The sequence below is a fragment of the Ruegeria sp. CF5 genome, from assembly GCF_056537325.1.
Genome location: NZ_JBQFRI010000002.1, coordinates 48,018 through 69,933 on the forward strand (window position 1 = coordinate 48,018; position 21,916 = coordinate 69,933).

At 56.0% G+C, this 21,916-nt stretch carries 22 protein-coding genes; 8 read left to right on the forward strand and 14 right to left on the reverse strand.

Annotated features, from left to right (window positions below; genetic code table 11):
• Nucleotides 1-62: 62 nt before the first annotated feature.
• The gene (locus ACR0NW_RS06445; RefSeq protein ID WP_480449679.1) at nt 63-527 is read left to right on the forward strand and encodes an SspB family protein; all 465 of its coding nucleotides are present in this window, start codon (nt 63-65) and stop codon (nt 525-527) included.
• 17 nt (nt 528-544) lie between these two features.
• Here ACR0NW_RS06445 and ACR0NW_RS06450 read toward each other — a convergent pair whose 3' ends face one another.
• Nucleotides 545-1,048: a hypothetical protein gene (locus tag ACR0NW_RS06450; protein ID WP_480450160.1), complete on the reverse strand. Its 504-nt coding sequence runs from the start codon at nt 1,046-1,048 to the stop codon at nt 545-547.
• A gap of 266 nt (nt 1,049-1,314) precedes the next feature.
• On the opposite strand from ACR0NW_RS06450, the gene fumC reads away from it, so the two are divergent.
• Genes fumC through ACR0NW_RS06470 form a run of 4 tightly spaced genes read left to right on the forward strand, consistent with a single transcriptional unit; the run spans nt 1,315 to nt 3,771 of the window.
• Nucleotides 1,315-2,709, forward strand: a complete 1,395-nt coding sequence (fumC, locus tag ACR0NW_RS06455) for a class II fumarate hydratase (protein ID WP_480449680.1) — start codon at nt 1,315-1,317, stop codon at nt 2,707-2,709.
• The gene (locus ACR0NW_RS06460; RefSeq protein ID WP_480449681.1) at nt 2,709-2,885 is read left to right on the forward strand and encodes a DUF4169 family protein; all 177 of its coding nucleotides are present in this window, start codon (nt 2,709-2,711) and stop codon (nt 2,883-2,885) included. Before fumC ends, ACR0NW_RS06460 begins: the two co-directional genes overlap by 1 nt.
• Nucleotides 2,882-3,103, forward strand: coding sequence for a ribbon-helix-helix domain-containing protein (locus ACR0NW_RS06465; protein WP_480449683.1), 222 nt, complete (start codon nt 2,882-2,884; stop codon nt 3,101-3,103). Before ACR0NW_RS06460 ends, ACR0NW_RS06465 begins: the two co-directional genes overlap by 4 nt.
• 59 nt (nt 3,104-3,162) lie before the next feature.
• Nucleotides 3,163-3,771, forward strand: a complete 609-nt coding sequence (locus ACR0NW_RS06470) for a DNA-3-methyladenine glycosylase I (protein WP_480449684.1) — start codon at nt 3,163-3,165, stop codon at nt 3,769-3,771.
• 29 nt (nt 3,772-3,800) lie between these two features.
• Here ACR0NW_RS06470 and ACR0NW_RS06475 read toward each other — a convergent pair whose 3' ends face one another.
• The 4 genes from ACR0NW_RS06475 to ACR0NW_RS06490 all read right to left on the reverse strand — a co-directional run bounded on the left by ACR0NW_RS06475 (nt 3,801) and on the right by ACR0NW_RS06490 (nt 8,146).
• Nucleotides 3,801-4,682, reverse strand: coding sequence for a fructose bisphosphate aldolase (locus ACR0NW_RS06475; RefSeq protein ID WP_480449685.1), 882 nt, complete (start codon nt 4,680-4,682; stop codon nt 3,801-3,803).
• Nucleotides 4,683-4,756: 74 nt separating this feature from the next.
• Nucleotides 4,757-6,106: a cytochrome P450 gene (locus ACR0NW_RS06480; RefSeq protein ID WP_480449687.1), complete on the reverse strand. Its 1,350-nt coding sequence runs from the start codon at nt 6,104-6,106 to the stop codon at nt 4,757-4,759.
• Nucleotides 6,103-7,317, reverse strand: a complete 1,215-nt coding sequence (locus ACR0NW_RS06485; RefSeq protein WP_480449689.1) for a hypothetical protein — start codon at nt 7,315-7,317, stop codon at nt 6,103-6,105. Before ACR0NW_RS06485 ends, ACR0NW_RS06480 begins: the two co-directional genes overlap by 4 nt.
• Before the next feature lie 76 nt (nt 7,318-7,393).
• Nucleotides 7,394-8,146: a cytochrome c biogenesis CcdA family protein gene (locus ACR0NW_RS06490; RefSeq protein WP_480450161.1), complete on the reverse strand. Its 753-nt coding sequence runs from the start codon at nt 8,144-8,146 to the stop codon at nt 7,394-7,396.
• Between the two features lie 105 nt (nt 8,147-8,251).
• Between ACR0NW_RS06490 and ACR0NW_RS06495 the strand changes: the two genes are divergently transcribed.
• The gene (locus ACR0NW_RS06495) at nt 8,252-8,485 is read left to right on the forward strand and encodes a sulfurtransferase TusA family protein (protein ID WP_170652631.1); all 234 of its coding nucleotides are present in this window, start codon (nt 8,252-8,254) and stop codon (nt 8,483-8,485) included.
• 38 nt (nt 8,486-8,523) lie between these two features.
• On the opposite strand, the gene ACR0NW_RS06500 is transcribed toward ACR0NW_RS06495, so the two are convergent.
• The 7 genes from ACR0NW_RS06500 to purC form a co-directional block, all read right to left on the reverse strand.
• The gene (locus ACR0NW_RS06500) at nt 8,524-11,418 is read right to left on the reverse strand and encodes an Rne/Rng family ribonuclease (protein ID WP_480449691.1); all 2,895 of its coding nucleotides are present in this window, start codon (nt 11,416-11,418) and stop codon (nt 8,524-8,526) included.
• Nucleotides 11,419-11,993: 575 nt separating this feature from the next.
• Entirely contained in the window at nt 11,994-13,328 is a 1,335-nt protein-coding gene (locus ACR0NW_RS06505) for a sigma-54-dependent transcriptional regulator (protein ID WP_170652427.1), read from the reverse strand.
• 13 nt (nt 13,329-13,341) lie between these two features.
• Nucleotides 13,342-15,120 (reverse strand): ATP-binding protein, encoded by a 1,779-nt coding sequence (locus ACR0NW_RS06510; RefSeq protein WP_170652426.1) that lies wholly within the window; start codon nt 15,118-15,120, stop codon nt 13,342-13,344.
• A 36-nt stretch (nt 15,121-15,156) separates the two neighbouring features.
• Nucleotides 15,157-15,825: a phosphoribosylformylglycinamidine synthase subunit PurQ gene (gene purQ, locus ACR0NW_RS06515; protein WP_480449693.1), complete on the reverse strand. Its 669-nt coding sequence runs from the start codon at nt 15,823-15,825 to the stop codon at nt 15,157-15,159.
• Nucleotides 15,826-15,882: 57 nt separating this feature from the next.
• Nucleotides 15,883-16,113 (reverse strand): phosphoribosylformylglycinamidine synthase subunit PurS, encoded by a 231-nt coding sequence (purS, locus tag ACR0NW_RS06520; RefSeq protein ID WP_170652422.1) that lies wholly within the window; start codon nt 16,111-16,113, stop codon nt 15,883-15,885.
• A 124-nt stretch (nt 16,114-16,237) separates the two neighbouring features.
• Entirely contained in the window at nt 16,238-16,918 is a 681-nt protein-coding gene (locus ACR0NW_RS06525; protein ID WP_480449695.1) for a MarC family protein, read from the reverse strand.
• Between the two features lie 153 nt (nt 16,919-17,071).
• Nucleotides 17,072-17,827, reverse strand: a complete 756-nt coding sequence (gene purC / locus ACR0NW_RS06530; protein WP_170652418.1) for a phosphoribosylaminoimidazolesuccinocarboxamide synthase — start codon at nt 17,825-17,827, stop codon at nt 17,072-17,074.
• Nucleotides 17,828-17,989: 162 nt separating this feature from the next.
• Here purC and ACR0NW_RS06535 point away from each other — a divergent pair, with 162 nt between their 5' ends.
• Nucleotides 17,990-18,334, forward strand: coding sequence for a DUF1476 domain-containing protein (locus tag ACR0NW_RS06535; RefSeq protein ID WP_480449697.1), 345 nt, complete (start codon nt 17,990-17,992; stop codon nt 18,332-18,334).
• A gap of 119 nt (nt 18,335-18,453) precedes the next feature.
• Nucleotides 18,454-19,470 carry a betaine--homocysteine S-methyltransferase gene (gene bmt, locus ACR0NW_RS06540; RefSeq protein WP_480449699.1) on the forward strand — a complete coding sequence of 339 codons (1,017 nt, stop codon included), beginning with the start codon at nt 18,454-18,456 and terminating at the stop codon, nt 19,468-19,470.
• 48 nt (nt 19,471-19,518) lie between these two features.
• Here bmt and ACR0NW_RS06545 read toward each other — a convergent pair whose 3' ends face one another.
• On the reverse strand, nt 19,519-21,078 hold the full coding sequence (locus tag ACR0NW_RS06545) for a S1 family peptidase (protein ID WP_480449700.1): 1,560 nt from the start codon (nt 21,076-21,078) through the stop codon (nt 19,519-19,521).
• 42 nt (nt 21,079-21,120) lie between these two features.
• Complete coding sequence (locus ACR0NW_RS06550; RefSeq protein ID WP_480449701.1) at nt 21,121-21,897, reverse strand: enoyl-CoA hydratase-related protein; 777 nt, start codon at nt 21,895-21,897, stop codon at nt 21,121-21,123.
• Nucleotides 21,898-21,916 lie beyond the last annotated feature (19 nt).

A 21,916-nucleotide genomic window follows, 5' to 3' on the forward strand; every position in this document is an offset into this window, starting at 1 on the left:
GACGGCCTTTTGTTTCCAGTCGAATCCCCTATGCTGAATACAACCACTTTCGAGGATCAAACATGTCGCAAGACATCGACTATGGAAATCTGATGCACACGGCCATGCGGGGCCTGATCAAGACGGTCTTGCGCGACGTGTCCAAAAACGGGCTGCCGGGGACGCATCATTTCTTCATCACGTTCGATACCCGCCATGCGGGAGTGGAATTGGCCGACTGGCTGCGGGAGCGCTACCCGGATGAAATGACCGTCGTTATGCAGCACTGGTTCGAAAACCTGACCGTCGGCGATGAAGGGTTCTCGATCACGCTGAATTTTGGTGACACGCCGGAACCGCTGTACATCCCCTACTCTGCGATCAAGACATTTGTGGATCCGTCCGTGGAATTCGGCCTGCGCTTCGAAAGCTCGGAGGACGATGACGAGATCGTGCAGATCGAAGACGAGCCGGACCACTTGCAGACCGAAGAACCCGAGACACATCACGACGCCGATGTGGTTTCACTGGACAGCTTCCGGAAATAATGCGCGGAACAGACTGGCTATTGCCGTTTCAGGAACGTTTCGACAGAGCGTGATTTTTCGCCGTTGCGAAACCGTGAAAAGGACAGATCCAATCCGCCGTCCGCAAGCGTCCGATCAAACTGCTGCAACTCGTACCCACCGTTGTCATCTATAAACAGCGAGAACACCGTTAGAGTGTCACCTTTAATCCGCCCCCAAACAAAAGGCTCGCCTTTCATCGGGTTCAGTGGCACCTCATGCCCGAATACGTCACGCTTCATCGCGGCGGAAAAAACCTCGTTCCTGTCTGTAGGACGGAAATCTATCGAGTATTTCTGTTCTTTCACCCGTCCATCGGACTTATAAGTCGTCGTTGACCAACTGACATTGAACCCGGTTTTCAATTCGGAAATTGACACACTCATATCGCGTGGGGTTGACGTGCCATCGGCATCCACAAGTTCGGCCGATCCTACATAGTCACCAACGAAAGGCGTGATTCCCGAGGCAGCGGCCTGAAGCGTCAGCACCACCATCCACATAGACACGGTCAATGCGTATAATGCGATGAACAGCGCTTGAGGGCGGTTTGATGCACGCATGAGAGTCTCCGTCACAGATGGCCTGCCCATACTAACCACCACCCGGCTACGCACAATGGGGCTGTTTCGATGACCACGTATAATTGAACTGTCCTCTCGCCTATACCTTTGCACAGCTTAAGTTTATGGTGCGCGCAACTGGCCGATTGCACCAAGGCATGGTCCCGGTTAAACGGCATACAATCGCATACATGACGGAGTGACAGATGTCCCAGACCCGCACCGAATCCGACAGTTTTGGACCGCTTGAGGTCCCCGCAGACAAATACTGGGGCGCGCAGACCCAACGCTCGATCATGAACTTTCCAATTGGCTGGGAAAAGCAACCCGTCGCCATCGTACGTGCGCTGGGCGTCATCAAAAAGGCCTGCGCCATGGCAAACAAGGCCAGCGGCAAACTGGAACCTGAACTGGCTGATGCAATCATTCAAGCCGCAGGCGAAGTTATAGAAGGCAAGTTTGACGACAATTTCCCCTTGGTTGTCTGGCAGACCGGTTCGGGCACACAGTCCAACATGAATTCGAACGAGGTCATCGCGAACCGCGCCATCGAGATTCTGGGTGGCGTGATCGGATCGAAAAGCCCCGTACACCCGAACGATCACTGCAATATGGGGCAATCCTCAAACGACACGTTCCCCACGGCCATGCATATCGCCACAGCGATGAGCGTTAGGGATGTGCTGATGCCGGGGCTGGAAAAACTGGCTGCCGGGCTTGAGCAGAAGTCTGACGAGTTCAAGGATATCATCAAGATCGGCCGAACCCACACGCAGGACGCGACCCCTTTGACACTGGGTCAGGAGTTCTCGGGCTATGCTCATCAGATCCGCCAGGGTATTGCGCGGGTTAACGCAGCCATGCCGGGAATTTATGAGCTTGCGCAGGGCGGCACGGCGGTTGGCACCGGCCTAAATACCCAGAAAGGTTGGGGTGAAACCGTGGCGGCCAATATGGCTGAAATCACCGACCTGCCCTTTGTTACGGCCCCCAACAAATTCGAGGCATTGGCCGCGCACGACGCCATGGTGTTCCTGTCCGGCGCATTGGCAACGATTGCGGGTAGCTGCTACAAAATTGCCAACGACATCCGTTTTCTGGGTTCTGGCCCGCGTTCGGGTTTGGGCGAATTGATCCTGCCGGAAAACGAACCCGGTTCGTCGATCATGCCAGGCAAGGTCAATCCAACTCAGGCCGAAGCGCTGACACAGGTTGCGGCCCATGTGATGGGCAACGATGCCGCCATCAAATTCGCCGGCAGCCAGGGGCATTTCGAGCTTAACGTCTACAACCCAATGATGTCCTATAACCTTTTGCAGTCGATCCAGTTGCTGGGTGATGCAACCGACAGCTTTACCGAGCGGATGTTGATGGGCACTCAGGCCAACGAGCCGCGTATCGACAAGCTGATGAAGGAATCCCTCATGCTGGTGACGGCGCTTGCGCCCACCATCGGCTATGACAATGCGACCACCGTGGCCAAAACGGCTCACAAGAACGGCACGACACTCAAAGAAGAAGCAATCGCGCTGGGCTTTGTCGACGAAGCCACATTTGACGCCGTGGTGCGGCCTGAACAAATGATCGGTCCGAAAGACTGATGGGCAAGCCGGTAAATCTGAACCGGTTTCGAAAAGAAAAAGCGCGGGCTGAAAAAAAGGCCCGCGCAGACCAGAATGCTGTCAGGTTCGGCCGATCCAAGGCAGAGAAGGATTTGGACAAAGCCCGGCATCAAAAAGCGCTTCGCGATCACGATGGGCACGAGGTAGACAAATGAGCGGGCGCCCGGTCAAACGCTCCTTAACGCTCAAAGGCCATCGAACCTCGGTATCTCTAGAAGAGGAATTTTGGCGGGCATTTCGGGAAATCGCCGAAGAAAGAAACCTTCCGATCAATGCCTTGGCATCTGAAATTGATGTTGAAAGAGATCCCGAAACAGGCCTCGCCTCGGCAATTCGCGTATTCATCCTGAATTGGTACCAAAGTCGGAATTGAGGCTTGCCAAATCCGACGCATGTGGGTTGAATAACAATTAGAACAAAAAGGGTACATTTATGACCAAAGCTATTCCCGGCCCGGACGGGCAACTTCGTTGTGCTTGGTGTCAAAGCGCGCCCGAATTCTTTGATTACCATGATCAGGAATGGGGATACCCGGTTGGCGATGATCGGCGTCTGTTCGAAAAACTTTGCTTGGAGAGCTTTCAGTCAGGCCTAAGCTGGCGCACCATTCTGTCCAAACGCGAAAACTTCCGAAAGGCATTTTTGGAATTTGATTTCAAAAAAATAGCAGAGTTTTCTGATGCGGATGTCGAACGCCTACTTCAGGACAGTGGTATCATCCGCCATCGCGGCAAGATCGAAGCCGTAATCAATAACGCGCGCCGCGCTCAGGAACTGGTAGCATCCGAGGGGTCGCTTGCTGCTTATGTTTGGCGATACGAACCGTCGCCCGAAAGTCGTCCGGAACCGCAGACTGTATCCACCTCGCCGGAATCGGTGGCAATGTCGAAAGACCTCAAGAAACGCGGTTGGAAATTCGTCGGCCCAACCACCGTATTTGCCTTTATGCAGGCAATGGGACTGGTCAATGACCACGCAAGAGATTGCGTCATGCGCGAAAAATCGGCGCGTTTGCGCGGTGAGTTCACCAAGCCTGAATAAGGCGCCCCGCAGGGCGCCTTATTTATTAATCACACCGACGCGCGATAGATTTTATCAATATTGGTGCCAAGAGCCGCGTTGAAATCGGCATCGCTCATCTGCTTGGACAAACCTTCGGTGAGTGCACGCGAAAAAGATGCGATCATCTTGGCGTTCTGGTTCAACAGATCACAAGCCTCTTCCGTTGAATAACCGCCCGACAGGGCCACGACGCGCAAGACCCGCGGGTGATCCGCAAGCTCATCGAAAAGATTGGCGTTGGTCGGAATGGTCAGTTTCAGCATCACATCCTGTCCGTCACCAAGCTGATCGAGGTTTTTGAGGATTTCCGCCTTCAGGATATCCTCGGCCTCGGCCTTGGTTTCAGAATGGATGTTCACCTCGGGTTCGACAATCGGAACCATGCCCGCTGAAATCACCTCGCGGGCAACATCAAACTGCTGCGCAACTACTGCCGCGATGCCCTCGGCATTTGCCTCATGGATGACCGAGCGTTCCTTGGTTCCAAAGACACCATTTGCCTTGGCCAGAGTTTCGGCCAGCCCCGGGATGGGTTTCATCATCTGAACACCATTGGCCTGGTCTTCCAGACCTTTGTCGATCTTCAGAAATGGTACCACCCCTTTGACCGACCACAGGTAATCGGCAACCTTGCGGCCATCGATCTCTTCTCCCAGTGTACGTTCAAACAGGATCGCGCCGATGACTTTGTCCTTGGTAAAATCGTTCGCAAGGATGATGCGCGCGCGCATCTTCTGCACCTCGCTGAACATCTCTTCTTCGGACCCGTATTGCGATGCGTCTACCCCATACAGCGCCAGCGCCTTGGGGGTCGAACCGCCACTCTGATCCAGTGCAGCGATAAAACCCGCACCATTTGTCATCTGCTCGCGCTGATCTGCTTTGGACATAACACATTTCCCGTTCAATTTTGATTCCGCTTTGTGCATTCGCATACATCAAGGCGTTGATGGATGGTAGTTTGTTAGCGCTCAAGAAGCCTAAGCCAAATCCCGTCTTTCGCCCGAACCGTAAGATGAGCGACCGGAACAGGGTCGCGGCCTGCAACGCGCTCGACCCGGAACCGGCGCAACAACATCGACAATATCAGGGGGCCCTCGACCATCGCGAAACCGGCACCGGTGCAGACGCGCGGGCCAGTGGAAAACGGAATGAATGCCTTACGCTGACACTCCCTAACGTTATCGCTCTGCCAGCGCGCCGGATCAAATTCATCCGGGCGTTCCCACAGCCGTTCGTGGCGGTGCAGATGCCATGGGCTGAGAACCACTTGCGACCGCACCGGAATGTCCCTGCCTCTGAATTGTTCCGGGCACGTCGTTTCACGTACCATCATAGGTACAGGTGGATACAGCCGCAGCGTCTCGCGAAAGACATCCCGGCTGACCCTTAGTTTTGACATGACTGCAAAGGACCGCTCGTCCAGTGCCTCGGCCTCGGCGGCCACCTTTTCCTGCCAATCGGGATAAAGCGCCATCAGGTACAGCGCCCAGGCCAGAGCCGACGCACTGGTCTCATGCCCGGCAAGAAAAAAGATGGCGACTTGATCCACCATTTCCTGAGTATCAAACACCGCGCCCGTTTCGGGATCACGCGTCGTCATGATTTTGGTTGCCAGATCATCAGGAGCTGTTCCCGCGGCGATAGCCGCTGCGCGTTCATCTGTCATTTTGCGGATCAGTGAGCGAATTCGAGCCGCGTTTTTTCTGGTCTCGCCAGAGTGAAACTTGGGAAACCAACCCGGAACCGGAATAAATGCAGCAAGGTTCAGCAGAGGCTGAGCACGTTGATATGCCCGGAATCTGGAAAACACCTGCGCGGCGGTTTCATCCTCGATAGGGACCGAAAAGAGTGTGCGAAAGATCACGTCTGCGGCGGCGTGGCTTGTCACCTCCTCAATCTCTGTTTCCTCTCCAACCAAGGGGCGCAGGCGGTCCACACAGGATTCGGCCGCAGACCACATTGCCGGAAAGGTATCTTTCAACCGTCCGCCTTCGAAAGCCGGATCAATAATGCGCCGTTGCCGTTTCCATGTCTCGCCATTGGTCAGAAATACCGAGTCGCCCAAAAGCGGCCGCAACCCTTCGCGGATACGATCCGACTTAGGAAAATCGTCGGGGCGATCCTTCAGAACCGTATCGACCAGCTCAGGTTGATTTATGAGGTAGGAGCGAAAGAACACGGTTCTGAATTCAGCCATCCACGCGCGATAAAGTCTTGCGGGCTGCGCCGACAGAATGTCCTGCCGAAACAGGTTCAGATAACGCCAGAGTGATACCCTGTCGGGTCGCGCATTTGGTTTGGGGGGGATCATGCAGCTATCGACCGGTGTTTTGACACGGCGATATCAATCCGTGACTTCGAGGGCGCTCGACCTTTGAAACGATCCGCCAGGGTAACCGGCCCGGCGGTAATGCGGAAATAGTCGTACTCTCCGGGCCGATCAAAGGCACATAGATATTGAAAATGCAGCCGGAAAAACCGCCATCTCAATTCCGCCCAACGCTGCGGTGAAAGAGTTTGTGTAAAGGCTGCCGACAAAACCAGCGGCCAGCGTTTTTCCGGTGCCGCGACGCCGCTGACGGCAACGGGGTCACACAGGGCAAAAGCACACCCGTCGCCCGGAGCAGTCACATCTATCCAGGTCACCTCGTCACGCGTGCACAGATAGTTCAGATCCGCCCTTAACCGCTGCGCCATCGGTAGAAAGGAAACCATCGGCACGACCTGCCCCAGAGACAGAAACGCCAGCTTGGGGCCATTTTCCGGAACCCGCCCATCCCGGATCAGGTCGGCCAGTAAAGACACCCCCAGATTGGCGCCAGAACTATGGCCAACGACCAGAACCTCGTCTTCGTCACCTTGTAGGGCTCGCTCGACCAACTCTTTGAAATCCTGCAGACGGCTTTCCATTTCTGGCGAGTACCTCCCCCAAAGACGGGCGGAATGCGCATAGTTGTGCAGGAGGTAGTAAGCAAACAGCTTATTATCGATTTTTCGAAACCAGCGCAGCACCCCATAGCCAAGCGCAAGCGACGGTACCAACGCGAACCACCCCACCAGTGGGAGAATGAGAGTTGCTAGTATCCATCCAACAAGGACCGCTGCCACCAACTGCAATATTAACATCGCGACAGGATATAGGGCGGCAATGACCGGACCTTTCCGCAGACGCATCAGACGCCAAAGCGAACCGGAAGACATATATATCCAAGCTGTTCGCAGCATCTGCAGATAGGTTCCGGGAATGGAATTCGACATGCTGCTGCGAACGATGTCCGACCAAACCAAAACTTCGACTTTGGATTGAACATCCTGGCCGTCCTGACAGGAAAACACCTGCCAGCCATAAGGACCGCTTGTAGATTTTGCCTCTATTGCGATGTCATAGCCGGAAATTTTCGCCTGCTCGCGACCCTCCTTGCGGTATAGCTCACGATAGCGGCGGGGATGAATCGGATCGTAGCCCGGAATGTAAAAAACCCGGCGTCTGTGAACGTTTGTTCGGGATTCCTGACTGCTCATCACCATGACCTCTGCCGGGCACGTTAGCGCAGTCAAATGGCAAGTGTAAGGCTTGCCATCTGCGTCACTTTCGAGGTTAACCCAGAACAGCCAAAGCCGGGAACGTTTCCAAAAGCCACCAGCTGAATTCGGTAAACAAGCCAGTAATCAGCATGATGCCGACGAACAGCAACAGCCCGCCCATCACCTTTTCGATCAACCCCATGTATGGCTTGATACGGTTCATGACAGACATTGACCGGTTGACGAACATGGCGGCAAGCAGGAACGGAATTCCAAGCCCCGCAGCGTAAACGCCAAGCAGCACAGTTCCCCGCGCGACCGAACCTTCGGACGCCGCCAATGACAGGATCGCCCCCAGTTGCGGACCGATGCAGGGTGTCCAGCCAAAGGCAAATGCCAGCCCAAGAAGGTATGCACCAAAAACCGAACCACCTGCCTCGCCGGCGTCTACGCGCGCTTCACGGTCAAGGATCGGAATTCTGAAGACGCCCATGAAATGCAGCCCGAAAACGATGACAACCGCGCCGGAAATTTTGGCGAACAACACCTGATTCGTCAGCACAAACGCCCCAAAAGCCGAAGCTGTGAACCCCAGCAACAGAAAGACGGTGGACAGCCCCATAACAAAGAACAGGGCAGCCAATGTTGCTTTGCGCCTCGCCTGCACCTCATCCTGCATTTCATGAAGGGTAACGCCGCTCATATACGCCAGATAGGGCGGCACGATCGGCAAAACGCAGGGCGAGAGAAAACTGATAATCCCGCCGATCATGGCGACGAACATGGCAGGCAGCAGACCCGCGTCGATGATTTCAATTCCGAACATGTTTCTCGACATATGCCATCGCTTGACCCGCGTCACGGGGCCAATCGGTCACATCCTCGTGGTCTGATGCTGGACAGCACAGAAAAGGCCGAATATCTGCAATGTATGAATGACGTGACCGATACTCTGGATGCATTGGGGTTGCTTTGTCCCCTGCCCGTCCTGAAAGCCCGAAAAAGACTTAAACATCTGCCTGACGGTGCCGTCTTGCAGGTGCTGGCAGATGACCCCGCAGCTGTCATCGACGTTCCGCATTTCTGTGCAGAGGCGGGCCACTGCTTGATTTCCCAAGGCGAGCAAGACGGCCACCAGTTCTATCTTATCCGCAAAGGCGGATGAAAAAGGCGGGCCCGATTGGACCCGCCCTGTTCAGTTCATCAGCTTCCCAGCGACCACCATCCACGCCGCTTGGGCTTGGGCGGCTCCTCTGGCTGAGGCGGCTCTTCCGCCACCACCTCCAAAACCGGTTCCGGCTGTTTCTCGGCTTCTTCAGGCGCAGGTTCGACCTCAGATTCCGGTTCCACCGACTGCTGGGTTTCATCAGCGGACTGTTCTTTTGCCTCTTCGGCTTCAGCCTCCGGTTCAGGGCTTTCGGCCTCGCTTGGCGCATCGTCCGTATTTGCCGTTGCTTCAATCGGGTCGGCGTTCACGTCAACCTCGCTTACCACAACGATTTCTTCAGCCTCTGCAGCATTCTCGGAAAGATTGTCCTCTGCGGCTGGTTCAGAAGCCTCATTCGATGCTTCGGCTTCTGCGGGAGTTGAATCCTCTGTGGCTTCTACATCTTTCTTCTTCCGGCGCGGAGCACGACGCTTTTTCGGCTTTTGCGCCTTTTCAACGGCCTCTTCACTACTCTCACCTTCAGCGTCAGACGCGTCAGCCTCTGAGGGCGAAGCTTCCTGCGGCTGTTCAGAACCGTCTGCAGACTCAGCGGATTCTTCGCTGGATTCGTCATTCAAATCCGCCGCATCGGCGTTTCCACCACCCTTCTTGCGACGGCGGCGACGGCGTTTCCGCTTGGGTTTTTGTTCTTCTTCGGTCTGAACGATTTCTTCTTCGTCCTCTGCCGCATCGACCTGATCCATCAACGAAGCGTCCACTGAAACAACCGGCGCCGTTGCTTCCGGCACGATCCGGCTGGCGGTCTTGAACTTCTCCATCGAGAAGTCCGGGCTGACCAAATGCACGTCACCTTCAATCCGAACCGACAGGCCATACCGCGCCTCAATTTGTGCGATATGTTCGCGCTTCTGGTTCATCAGGAAGTTGGCGATGCTAACCGGGCAGCGCACCAAAACCTCACGCGACCGGCGACGCGTACCTTCTTCTTCGATCTGCCGCAGTATCGACAGCGCCATGTTGTCATCAGACCGGATCAGACCGGTACCATGGCAGGATGGGCAAGGTTGCGTAGTCGCCTCAAGCATTCCCGGACGCAGACGCTGACGGCTCATCTCCATCAGGCCAAAACCCGAGATGCGTCCCATCTGAATACGCGCACGATCTGTTTTCAGCTTATCTTTCAGACGCTTTTCGACCGCCGAGTTGTTCTTGCGTTCATCCATATCGATGAAGTCAATAACAATCAGACCGGCCAGATCGCGCAGACGCAACTGGCGAGCGACCTCGTCAGCGGCCTCAAGATTGGTCTTGAGCGCAGTTTCCTCGATCGAGCCTTCCTTAGTAGCCCGGCCCGAGTTCACGTCGATCGCCACCAGCGCCTCGGTCACGCCGATCACGATATAGCCGCCGGACTTCAGCTGAACCGTCGGGTTGAACATCCCGGCCAGATAGCTTTCCACCTGATACCGTGCAAACAATGGCAGCGCATCCTCATACCGTTTCACGTTCTTGGCGTGGGATGGCATGATCATCTTCATGAAGTCCTTGGCAATGCGGTAACCGCCTTCGCCTTCAACAAGAACTTCATCAATATCGCGATTATACAGATCTCGGATCGACCGTTTGATCAAATCGCCTTCTTCATAGATCTTTGCAGGTGCAATGGATTTGAGCGTCAGTTCCCGAATTTGCTCCCACAGGCGCTGCAAATATTCATAGTCACGCTTGATTTCCGACTTAGTCCGCTTTGCACCGGCGGTCCTGACAATCAGCCCTGCCCCGGTCGGGACATCAATTTCAGATGCAATATCCTTCAGCTTCTTGCGGTCAGCCGCGTTGGTGATCTTGCGGCTGATACCGCCACCACGCGCAGTGTTGGGCATCAACACACAATAGCGTCCGGCAAGTGACAGATACGTCGTCAAAGCAGCGCCTTTATTGCCGCGCTCTTCCTTTACAACCTGCACCAGAAGAACCTGGCGCACCTTGATAACTTCCTGAATCTTGTATCGGCGCGGACGCGGCTTGCGCGGCGGACGGATATCCTCGCTGTCGTCTTCGTCAGCGACGGATTCAATACTGTCGTCCTTGTCCGTTGCATCAGAACGGGCAACCGTTGGCTTTTGGTCGTCTTCGTCCTCAGCCTCAGCGGCGGCGCCATCTTCCTCGCCCCCACGATCTTCCTCTACGGTCTCGGCAGAAGAATCTTCACTGGACGCTTCTTCGGTGGACACTTCAGCGTTCTGCGCTTCATCGGTAACTTCCTCCGATGAAGCAGCGTCAGAGTCACCTTCAATCGCAACTTCCGCTGCATCGTCCGGGTTTACATCTTCTGATGTAGGCTCTTCAGGATTAGCTGGCGCGTCTGTTTCATCAACTTCTGCCGCTTCACCATCATCCGGCGTTTCAACAGGCGTTTCCGCGACCAGCTCGATCGGCGAAGTCCCTTCCGGCACCGCCAGATCCACCTCTTCCTCACCCGAGTCCAGGTCAATGGTCTCCATACCGGTCGGTTCGGACACCAATTCCTTGGTCTCGATCAGATCGTCAGATTTTACGTCTTCCGCCTTGGTACGGGACCGTGACCGCCGCCTCTTGGGCTTTGCCTCATCAGCCTCATCCCTCGCCTTCATCGCCTCGGCATAGGCGCGCTCTTCTTCCATCAGCGCTTCGCGATCAGCGACCGGAATCTGATAGTAGTCGGGATGAATTTCGGAAAACGCCAGAAACCCATGCCGGTTTCCGCCATAGTCTACAAACGCCGCCTGCAATGACGGCTCAACCCGCGTTACCTTTGCGAGATAGATATTGCCTGCAAGCTGTCGTTTGTTCTCGGATTCAAAGTCAAACTCCTCAACCTTGTTTCCGTCCACCACCACGACGCGGGTTTCCTCCGCGTGGGTGGCATCGATAAGCATCTTCTTTGCCATGTTTCCTTGGTGCACCGCGCCAAAAACGCTGTCCTCCGCCGTCCGGGAGGACGGGCGCTTTTGGGATGGTGTCTTGTCAGGGCGATTTCAGACGGCGCGCGGCAGGGTCTGGCGCATTGGCCCCCTGCCCGTTCATTCAATCGTCGCGCGCGCGTCATCGCGGTTCTTTCTCCGACAGGTGCGATACTAACCCGCTGCCTGCCCATTATTCCTTTCGCCCGACTACTCGGACAAAGGCATTCTACTGCCCACATCAGGGGCACAATCGGTCTGCTTTGCCTCGTGGGGACTATCGCCATCCGCGGCAGAGCAGCGAAACTCAAAGATTCGGGGCTTAGGGGCACCAAAACGGCCCGGCCCGTCCCGCCACAATAAAAGCAGTCTTGTGGAAAAGACAATGGGCAAACTGCAGTCCCACTGCTTCAAACACCCGATCAGAACCCATTCCCGTACACAAATGCACAGGCAACGACCTGATCAGACGGATCTCATCATCTGGCCAGAAATACTTCGGGGGTGAATTGAGCTGCAGGCTCAAGAGGGGGCTGGCCCCCTCCCGGCGCTAAATGGCACTTCTACAGATAGTCTGAGCGCTGCAGCCCGTACTTTGCCATCTTCTCGTTCAGTGTGCGCCTCGGCAGGCACAATTCGTCCATCACAGATGCAATCGACCCCTTGTGGCGGCGCATGGTGTTGTCGATCAGCATCCGCTCGAACGCCTCAACATATTCCTTGAGCGGCTTGCCTTCCGTCGTCATGACCGGCTGCATCTCTTCGTGATCCGACATGAGCAACGACGCAATCGTTCCCGATCCCCGCCGCGATTGCAGCACGGCCCGTTCGGCAATGTTGATCAACTGGCGCACGTTACCCGGCCAAGGTGCCTGCAACAGCTGCGCAGCCTCCTGAGCGCTGACCTGCGGTGCGTCACACCCATATTCTTCGGCGAATTGCTCGCTCAGGCGGGTAAACAGCGTCAGGATATCCTCTCCCCGCTGTCGCAGCGGCGGCATTGTGATACGCAACGCCGCCAGTCGATAGAACAGGTCCGGGCGCAGAACGTCCTCGCTGGTCTTGCCTGCCTCCTGCAGATTCGAAATGGCCACGATCCGGGTCTCGGCGGGCGTGCCCTGCTCATTCATCATGCTTAGCAAACGGGCCTGAAGCGTATCACTCAACGCTTCGACATCCTCCAGAACCAGCGTTCCGCCTCTTGCCTCTTCGACTGCGGGCAACTGAGCGTCCTCGGGCATCATCGGCCCAAACAGACGCTTCGACAGCGCCTCTTCCTCAAGCGCCGCGCAGGAAACCAGAACGAACTTCTTACCCGCCCGGCTGCCAACCGCATGCAACGCATGGGCCACAAGTGTCTTGCCTGTGCCGGTTTCGCCATCAATCAGCACATGACCATCGGCCTGTCCCAGATCCAGAATATCCTCGCGCAGGCGTTCCATCACCGGGCTGGCGCCGATCAGTTTGTTCATGATCTGGGTGCCGCCCGACAACTCACGCCGCAGCGCCCGGTTATCCAGTGTCAGACGTCTGGCATTGCTGGCGCGTTTGGCCAGTTCGGACATACGGTCCGGATTAAAGGGCTTCTCAAGGAAGTCGAACGCGCCAACGCGCATCGCTTCCACTGCCATCGGCACATCCCCGTGACCGGTAATCATGATAACCGGCAGGGTGCTGTCTACGCCCATGAGCTTTTTCAAAAGCTGAATACCGTCCATACCCGGCATTTTGATGTCCGAGATCACAATCCCGGGATAATCGGCGCCCAATACCTTCAGCGCCTCTTCGGCACTGGCAAAGGTTTCAGTATCGTATCCGGATAGTGCCAGCCATTGGCTGATCGACTGACGCATGTCTTGTTCGTCGTCCACAATGGCGATTTTCATGGCCTGTGCCATAATAATTCCTCGTTTATTCAGCGGCCTCGAGGCCGTCTTTGCCAAGTATCGGCAATTGCATTTCAAACACTGCGCCACCAAGTTGTCCATTGCGCGCGGTCAGCCGTCCCCCGTGGTCGTTCACGATCCCGGACGAGATGGCAAGCCCCAGTCCAACGCCGTCCCCGGGCTGCTTGGTCGTGTAGAACGGTTCGAACAGGTTCTCGATATCTTTGATCCCGTAACCGTTGTCGCGCACCGTAAGGACCGCCATGTCCCCCGCTGCAAGGATGATTTCAACATCCGGCTCTGCAACAGATTTGGTGGCATCCAGTGCATTTCGCAAGAGGTTCACCATGACCTGTTCGATCCGCATCCTATCCCCCAAGACTAACACAGGTTCCTCGGGAATGATCTGAGTGATCTTAACATGGCGCTGGCGCAACTGTGGCTCCATCATCGAAAGCGATGAAGCCAGTGCTTCGCTAAGATTTACTGGGGAAAACGCATCCGCCCCTTTTCGCGCATAGGATTTCAGCTGGCGTGTAATCGCGCCCATTCGCTCAATCAGACCGTCGATGCGGCCAAAGCTTGCCAGCGCTTCTTCCGGCCGGTTGCGACGCAACAAAAGGCGTGCGCCAGCAAGATAGGTTTTCATCGCCGCCAGCGGCTGGTTCAGCTCGTGACTGACGGCCGCAGACATCTCACCCAAGGCCGCTAATTTTGAACTTTGCGCCAGCGTCTGTTCGGCAACTTCCAGCGTCTTTTCAACACGTTCCCGCTCAGCAATTTCCCGCTGTAGCCTTGCGTTCAATGCGCGAAGCTCCGCCGACTCGCGCTGAAACAGCGTCATGCGAAGCGTTGCCCTGCGGCTCAGAGCATAAAATGCCAGCGCCAGAAGAATCGCAAAGCCCATGATCTCCAGCGCCAGCACGCTGTTCACCTTTTCCCGAATCGAGGCGTAAGTGGTGAACGACGTCATCTGCCAGCCACGGAACGGTATCCGGGTTTCCATCCGCATCACCGCCTCGCCTTGCAGGTAGGCATCGGGTGGCAGAGAGGTCCAGTCGGTCGTTGCACGAATTGCCTTCAGTATGGCGTTCTGGGGCGGTTGCCTCAGCATTGCGGCATTTTCGTCCAGCCCCCGCCATTGTGGCTCTGTCGACAGGATAATCGTACCCGTACTGTCGGTCACCATGACCGCGTCGGAAATCCCGGCCCAGGCTCGTTCGAATTTTTGCAGGTCGACTTCGACAACGATTACGCCAAGAATTTCCGACCCTGCTTCCATTCGCCGGGAATAGGAAAAACTGTACCCACCGGAATCGCGCTGAATGACCGAAAATAGTGTGGCATTCGATCGTATTGCATCGACAAAGTATGCCGAATTTCGGTGTGCTTCACCCAATCGGTTCCGGTCTGTGGCCGCTACCGTGCGACCATCCCGGTCCAAAAGCATCAATGACGCCGCACCAATTTCTTCCACAAACGAAATAAGGCGCTGCGTCGATAATGAGTAATCGCTGGACTGCAGGGCGGATATTAGCGTCGGATCACGCGCCAGCAACTGCGGGACGATTGCGTTTCGGCGCAGTTCGCTCAGCAGGTTACCTGAATAAAGCGCCAATCTAAGTTCGGCGCGATTGCGGGTGGATTCGGTAAATCTGTCCGTCAGAAGACGGTTGGTGATCCACACCGTCGCGACCGCGCACAACAGCAGGACAACAACAGCCAAACGCAAGCGCCACCCCAATGGCGGGCCGCTAAACAGGTTCCTAAGCTTGCTATGTTCAGGTTGGGTTTCCGACGTCATGGCCAGAAGCTACGCCCCTGAACCAGCGTACTCAAGTCACGCCGGTGCGAGGACACCTGACAATGCGCGGAAGAGCGCCACCCCATCCGTTCCGCCGTGGCCCTCATCCGCCGCCCGTTCAGGGTGCGGCATCATGCCCAATACCCGTCTGTTGTCGGAAAGAACCCCCGCGATGTCGTCACACGAACCGTTTGGGTTGTCGGCATAGGTGAAAGCGATGCGATCCTGATCGCGCAGGGCTGCCAGTGTTTCGTCATCTGCAAAATAGTTGCCATCGTGGTGTGCGATCGGAATGTTGATCACGTCACCCGCGTTGTAGCCTTCAGTGAACGCACTGTCGCTTGTTTCTACCTTCAACCCAACGGTTCGGCAGATATATTTAAGACCCGCATTGCGAAGAAGAGCCCCCGGCAGAATGCCGGTTTCCGTCAAAATCTGAAACCCGTTGCAAATCCCGACAGCGTACCCACCCCGAGCAGTGTGTTCGACCACTGCCTTGCAGATTGGTGACTGTGCCGCGATGGCGCCGCAACGCAGATAGTCGCCATAGGAAAAGCCGCCCGGAACGCCGACGATATCGACACCATCCGGCAGCGACGCGTCCTTGTGCCAGACCATGTCCACCTGAAAACCGGCCTGTTCGAAGGCAACGGCCAGATCACGGTCACAATTGGAACCGGGAAAAACAACAACGGCTGCGCGCATGGCAAAACCTCCTGGGTCTCAAATCAATTGGGTTGCCGCATCCGCGGCCCGAGAGGGTCAGACCAGCTCGATCTCGTAGCGTTCGATCACAGTGTTGGCGAGCAGCTTTTCGCACATCTCGGTCACATCCGCCTCGGTCGCACCTTCGGTCAGTTCAAGATCGATCACCTTGCCCTGACGCACACCCTCGACCTTGTCAAAGCCCAAGGCACCCAACGCGTGACGCACCGCCTCGCCCTGCGGGTCCAGAACCCCGTTCTTGAGCATCACATGTACCCGTGCTTTCATTTCCTGCAACTCCACCTGTGCCCCGCCAACCAACGGAACCTTTTCCTTTGCGCGGGGGATACCCTGCTTCAAATAATTGGACAACCCTTTGACATGATGACTGATGACCGCAGGTAAGTCGCGCTCAGTTCGATCCGGCGCCAGTCTGCCCGGAACTCAACCCCGGATAATGCGCGTCAATGGCGTGGAATGTTCCAGTCAGTACCATCTCGACCGATACTGCGACCAGAATTATTGCCATAATACGGGTAATTACACTGATCATTGTCGGGCCAAGAAACCGCGAAATACCATCCGCAAAAATCAACCCAAGCCCGACGATGGTACAGGCAATCAGTACCGCAGACCCCAATGTCACAACCTCGGCACCCGTGGGAAGCATATGGGCAAACACAATCGTCGTTGCGATCGTCCCAGGTCCGATCGTCAGGGGAATCGCCAACGGCACCACGGCGATGCTTCCCTTCCTGGCATGTCCGTCCTTGGCCGCATCCTGATCTCCTTGCGATCTGTCCGAGGCGTTCAGCATGGTCAGGCCAACGCCAAAGATAATGATCCCGCCCGCAATTCGGAATGACGGAATATCAATTCCAAATATGGCAAGCACCTCTTCTCCGACCATTACGGCAACCAAGGCCACTACGGTCACCGTCGCCGTCACGATCAAGGCAATGCGCCTCCGCTCGGACTGAGAGTAGCCTTCGGTCATTCCCAAAAAGATCGGAATGCCATAGAGCGGATTGAAGATTGCCAACAAAGCCGCAAGGAACTTCAAAAATATCGCCTGATCAAACAGTTCGCCCATTTTTAATTACCCTTGTTCCAACTGCTCTCAGAAAAGATCGAAACCAGACTGCACTGTCAATCTGACCGAGCGGGCAAGTAAAAAACGCGAACCGTCAAAAAAGGCGATTCGCGTTTCATTTCTTGTGGCCACAAACCTGTGGCGGATACGAAGTCAGTTGATCAGCGTTGGCTTGGTTACCGCTGACTTGGGCAGCACACCCAAACGGCGCGCGACTTCGGAATATGCGTCTGTCAGGCTTCCCAGATCCCGGCGGAAAACGTCCTTGTCCAGTTTCTGGCCGGTTTCAATATCCCACAACCGGCAACTATCCGGACTGATCTCATCCGCCACGATCAGGCGCTGGAAGTCACCGTCGTACACGCGACCAATCTCGATCTTGAAATCGATCAGACGGATGCCCACTGCCAGCATCATGCCGCTCATGAAATCATTAACGCGCAGCGCCAGACTCAGAATATCGTCCATGTCCTGCTGACCAGCCCAGCCAAACGCGGCGATGTGTTCTTCGGTCACCAAAGGATCACCCAGCGCGTCATCTTTGTAACAGTATTCAACAATCGGACGCGGTAATTGTGTGCCCTCGGCAATGCCCAGACGTTTTGTCAGCGACCCGGCTGCATAGTTGCGCACGATCACCTCCAGCGGGACGATTTCGCAGCTGCGCACCAGCTGCTCGCGCATGTTCAGACGACGAATGAAATGCGTCGGCACACCGATCTGGGCCAGACCCGTCATGAAGAATTCGCTCAGACGATTGTTCAGAACGCCTTTGCCTTCGATAACGTCTTTCTTTTCCGCGTTGAAGGCGGTGGCGTCGTCCTTGAAATACTGAACGATCGTACCCGGTTCCGGGCCTTCGTACAGAATCTTGGCTTTGCCTTCATAAATCTTCTTGCGACGCGCCATAAGCGACCCTTCCAGTCTGGAGCGAGGGATTGAGTCCCTTCGCGTTGGCGCCCTCATAAGCCAAGCCCCCCTTTCCCGCAAGTTTACATGCCCGAGGGGGTTTGACGCAGCGCAAATACCTTGCGCACCGTGGCGCGTATGGTCATATCATCAGGAAAGCAAATGTCACCCAAAGAGGTCCTTAATACCATGACCACATTTGACGAACGCGAAACAGCGTTTGAAAACAAGTTCGCCCATGACGAAAAAATGCAGTTTCTTGCCCGGATGCGCCGTAACCGGTTCATGGCTGTTTGGGCTTCTGCGCTGAAAGGTGAAACTGTCGAGAAGGCCCGGAAATATGGGCAAGAACTGGTTCAGACCGATCTTCAGCACGTCAACGAAGATGATGTGGTCAATGCCGTTCTTGGCTATTTGGGTGATCTGACCGATGAGCAAACCGTTCGTCAAAAGATGGCCGAATTGCTGGTTGAAGCAAAAGAACAGGTTCTCAGCGAATCTGAGTAACTTGACCAAAAACTCATGATCTTCATGAGCTTTATGAATTTGATTTGACGCCCCGTTCATGAAACATGGGGCGTCTCTTTTTTGGTGTGCAGTAAACACCACTTCTTTGGATCACAACAATGACAAACGCGCTTTCCAAACTGCTCGACACCGCTGATGCCATCCTTGCGGATGGTGCGACCGGGACGAATTTGTTCGACATGGGCCTTCAATCCGGCGACGCACCTGAATTATGGAATTGCGATGCACCCGAAAAGATCACGGCGCTGTACAAAGGCTCTGTCGATGCGGGCAGCGATCTGTTTCTGACCAATACCTTCGGAGGAACGGCGGCAAGACTGAAATTGCACGATGCGCAAGGTCGAGTTCGTGAGTTGAATCGTGCAGGCGCAGAAATTGGCCGGGAAGTTGCAGACAAGGCGGGTCGAACTGTGATCGTCGCAGGGTCAGTTGGCCCGACCGGAGAGATCATGGAGCCCGTTGGCAGCCTGTCTCATGCCGAGGCCGTCGAAATGTTCCACGAACAGGCTGAGGGTCTGAAAGAGGGAGGTGTTGACGTTCTGTGGTTGGAAACCATCAGTGCACCCGAGGAATTCCGCGCTGCGGCCGAAGCATTTGCCTTGGTGGATATGCCCTGGTGCGGCACCATGAGCTTCGACACAGCCGGGCGCACCATGATGGGCGTTACGTCCTCAGATCTGGCGCAGTTGGTTGAAACGCTGCCCAACCCGCCGATTGCATTTGGGGCAAATTGCGGAACTGGCGCATCAGACATTTTACGCACGGTATTGGGGTTTGCGGCCCAAGGCACCGAGCGCCCGATTATTTCCAAGGGAAACGCGGGTATTCCAAAATATGTCGACGGACATATTCACTATGACGGAACGCCGGAACTTATGGGCCATTATGCTGCGATGGCGCGGGATTCGGGCGCGACCATCATCGGCGGCTGCTGCGGTACAAAGCCTGAGCACCTGCGCAAAATGCGTGAGGCGCTGGATACGGAAACACGCGGAAACCGCCCGACGCTTGATCAGATCACCAGCGCGTTGGGGCCTTTCTCGTCGGCATCAGACGGAACTGGCGACGACGCAGAAGCCACTGAGCGTCGCAGTCGTCGTCGCCGCAGAGCCTAAAAGCTGAACTTCTCCAAAAGCTACGAGCCGCCCATAGGGCGGCTTGTTTCATTGTGACGGTTCGAATGCTGCAAGTAATGCCCTGACCTGAGCAGTCGGCACACCCAGATTCGATCCGCCAAACTCGGGAATGATGGCGGCATTCACCGCCACGACCTCTCCTGAAAGGTTTAGAACCGGACCGCCGCTGCCGCCATGCGTTGTTTCGGCATCATAGACGATTGCAGCGTCGGTGGCCTGCCCAACAATCCCCCTGCTGGAAAGCGGCGACATCAATCCGGCCTCTGACAGACGCGCAGCAACCTGCCAGAACCCTGTTTCACCCTTCTCCCGAAGCTGTTCCACGAACGCCTCACCCGATTGCGCCAATAGCGACATGAGACCTGTGGGATACCCCATCACAAGAACTTCCTGTCCCGGCTCGGGAACCTGATCGGCCAAAGGTAAACCGTCAGGCAACTTCATGTCCTGCACAGGCCTGATCAGCGCCAGATCCGCTGAGTCACTGACCGCAACCCGGGATAGATCGACGGGGCCGGTCTGATCCGGAAAATAGGCCACAAAGCGGATCATCCGAGGCTCCATCGATTCACCAGCCACGCTGACCCCCGGCTCCCCTTCCCACGGAACGGCGACGTGCCTGTTGGTGACGATCAGGCCGGTATCGCGCAGAACAAACCCTGTTCCGTTAAACTGCACTTCGGCAACAGGTCCGTTCCCGTCCAGTGACAGCATTGGTTTGCCATTGGGTAACCGCATCGGCACCCCGCCTGGGTCGAGAACCTGCCGCAACATGCGTTCCGATTCCACGTGCACCAATCCGTACCCGCCCTGAATAAACGCAATTGCTTCAGTCGCCTGACCAACAACACGGGTGGCTGCCCCCGATCGCGCCTCCAGCGACTGCAGCCGTTCGGCATGCACCGAAACCCGCGCACGCAACTCTTCCTGCAAAGCCGCCAGATCACCGGGCCGGATAACCTGCCGCTGTGTTTCGGACAGTGCGGCGGCGACAGCTTCCACCTGAAACTGACCACTTTCGATTTGGGCCTTCAGGTTTCGGTCTGCCTGAAACTGGGCAAAGACCGCCATCGCCAACAAAAGCAGCGAGATCAGAACGCCGGTACGAAACAACAGCGTCCTGTCGCCAACTATGCGTGAAAATACCCCGGATACTGAATGAACAATCCGGCTGGCTACCGGTTTTCGACTGCTGCGCAGATAGGATACGGCATCGTCTAGGACTTCGCCAAAGGTAGGTTTGGGACAACTATCGTCGTCGTAAACCCTGAACCTGGATAATGGACCGATGTCCCCGAATTCGATCGTGTCGCCCTGTGAAAGCGGCGTTTGTAATACCGGGTTTCGATTGACCCAGATTTCCGCGCCGTCAACGGCCTCGACCGAAAAAACCTCACCATCGCGCAACATACGCGCAACGTGCAGTCCCTCTGGCAGTCTTGCACCCGGCAACAGAACGCGCAGGCCACCATCCGGATCCAGCCAGATGTCCATGGCGTCTGTTGTGATCCACGAGTAATGGCCCCGGTTTCGACCGGTGAGATGTTCCAGAACTGCGGCACAGGGGCTTGGTGTCGGGACTGTCATCGCCCGAGTATCACGCCCCTGCGCCAGAGCTTTGTCAATGTCTTAGCGTCCTTCAAACCTCGCGGGACGCTTTTCAAGAAAGGCGACGACACCTTCAGTGAAATCACGCGTGCGCCCGCAATCGCCCTGCAGATGCGCCTCGATCGTCAACTGCTCGGACAGGTTCTTGTCATACGTTCCGCGGATCGCCTTTTTGATCGCACCGAAACCTGCTGTGGGGCCTTTTGCAAGATAATCAGCCCGTTTGCGCCAATGAGCATCGAATTCGTCATCCGCTACTGCTTCCCAGATCAACCCCCAGTCATCGGCCTGACGGGCGCTGATCTTGTCTGCAAAAAGTGCGGCCCCCATGGCCTTGGCAAAGCCCATCTGGCGCGGCATGAACCATGTACCGCCTGCATCCGGCATCAGGCCGATCCGGGCGAAAGCCTGTAAGAAATACGCACTTTCAGTTGCAATGACGACGTCGGCGCACAACGCCAAATTCGCCCCCGCTCCTGCGGCAGGGCCATTCACCGCAGCAACAGTTGGAACGGGGCAGTCGTACACCGCCTCAAGCATGGGTTCGTATTCGTCCCGCAGGGAGCGTTCGAGGTCGATGTTACCCGTACTCGACGCGTCGCCCAGATCCTGCCCGGAACAAAACGCCCCTCCTGCCCCTGTCAATACGATTGCGCGGGCATGGCGCGCCGCATGTTTCATCGCATGGGTGATCTCGGCCCGCATCTGGGCTGTCAGCGCGTTCATTTTGTCCGGCCGGTTCAAAGTCAGAACCGCAAGATCGTCAGTAATATCGAGAAGAACGGATTCGTATTCCATGAAAGACCCTCGCGTGCGT

Bases quoted from the DNA above. Each gene is read 5' to 3' on its own strand.
- ACR0NW_RS06445 (WP_480449679.1), top strand. From the start codon at position 63: ATGTCGCAAGACATCGACTATGGAAATCTGATGCACACGGCCATGCGG.
- ACR0NW_RS06450 (WP_480450160.1), bottom strand. From the start codon at position 1,048: ATGTGGATGGTGGTGCTGACGCTTCAGGCCGCTGCCTCGGGAATCACG.
- fumC (WP_480449680.1), top strand. From the start codon at position 1,315: ATGTCCCAGACCCGCACCGAATCCGACAGTTTTGGACCGCTTGAGGTC.
- ACR0NW_RS06460 (WP_480449681.1), top strand. From the start codon at position 2,709: ATGGGCAAGCCGGTAAATCTGAACCGGTTTCGAAAAGAAAAAGCGCGG.
- ACR0NW_RS06465 (WP_480449683.1), top strand. From the start codon at position 2,882: ATGAGCGGGCGCCCGGTCAAACGCTCCTTAACGCTCAAAGGCCATCGA.
- ACR0NW_RS06470 (WP_480449684.1), top strand. From the start codon at position 3,163: ATGACCAAAGCTATTCCCGGCCCGGACGGGCAACTTCGTTGTGCTTGG.
- ACR0NW_RS06475 (WP_480449685.1), bottom strand. From the start codon at position 4,682: ATGTCCAAAGCAGATCAGCGCGAGCAGATGACAAATGGTGCGGGTTTT.
- ACR0NW_RS06480 (WP_480449687.1), bottom strand. From the start codon at position 6,106: ATGATCCCCCCCAAACCAAATGCGCGACCCGACAGGGTATCACTCTGG.
- ACR0NW_RS06485 (WP_480449689.1), bottom strand. From the start codon at position 7,317: ATGAGCAGTCAGGAATCCCGAACAAACGTTCACAGACGCCGGGTTTTT.
- ACR0NW_RS06490 (WP_480450161.1), bottom strand. From the start codon at position 8,146: ATGTTCGGAATTGAAATCATCGACGCGGGTCTGCTGCCTGCCATGTTC.
- ACR0NW_RS06495 (WP_170652631.1), top strand. From the start codon at position 8,252: ATGAATGACGTGACCGATACTCTGGATGCATTGGGGTTGCTTTGTCCC.
- ACR0NW_RS06500 (WP_480449691.1), bottom strand. From the start codon at position 11,418: ATGGCAAAGAAGATGCTTATCGATGCCACCCACGCGGAGGAAACCCGC.
- ACR0NW_RS06505 (WP_170652427.1), bottom strand. From the start codon at position 13,328: ATGGCACAGGCCATGAAAATCGCCATTGTGGACGACGAACAAGACATG.
- ACR0NW_RS06510 (WP_170652426.1), bottom strand. From the start codon at position 15,120: ATGACGTCGGAAACCCAACCTGAACATAGCAAGCTTAGGAACCTGTTT.
- purQ (WP_480449693.1), bottom strand. From the start codon at position 15,825: ATGCGCGCAGCCGTTGTTGTTTTTCCCGGTTCCAATTGTGACCGTGAT.
- purS (WP_170652422.1), bottom strand. From the start codon at position 16,113: ATGAAAGCACGGGTACATGTGATGCTCAAGAACGGGGTTCTGGACCCG.
- ACR0NW_RS06525 (WP_480449695.1), bottom strand. From the start codon at position 16,918: ATGGGCGAACTGTTTGATCAGGCGATATTTTTGAAGTTCCTTGCGGCT.
- purC (WP_170652418.1), bottom strand. From the start codon at position 17,827: ATGGCGCGTCGCAAGAAGATTTATGAAGGCAAAGCCAAGATTCTGTAC.
- ACR0NW_RS06535 (WP_480449697.1), top strand. From the start codon at position 17,990: ATGTCACCCAAAGAGGTCCTTAATACCATGACCACATTTGACGAACGC.
- bmt (WP_480449699.1), top strand. From the start codon at position 18,454: ATGACAAACGCGCTTTCCAAACTGCTCGACACCGCTGATGCCATCCTT.
- ACR0NW_RS06545 (WP_480449700.1), bottom strand. From the start codon at position 21,078: ATGACAGTCCCGACACCAAGCCCCTGTGCCGCAGTTCTGGAACATCTC.
- ACR0NW_RS06550 (WP_480449701.1), bottom strand. From the start codon at position 21,897: ATGGAATACGAATCCGTTCTTCTCGATATTACTGACGATCTTGCGGTT.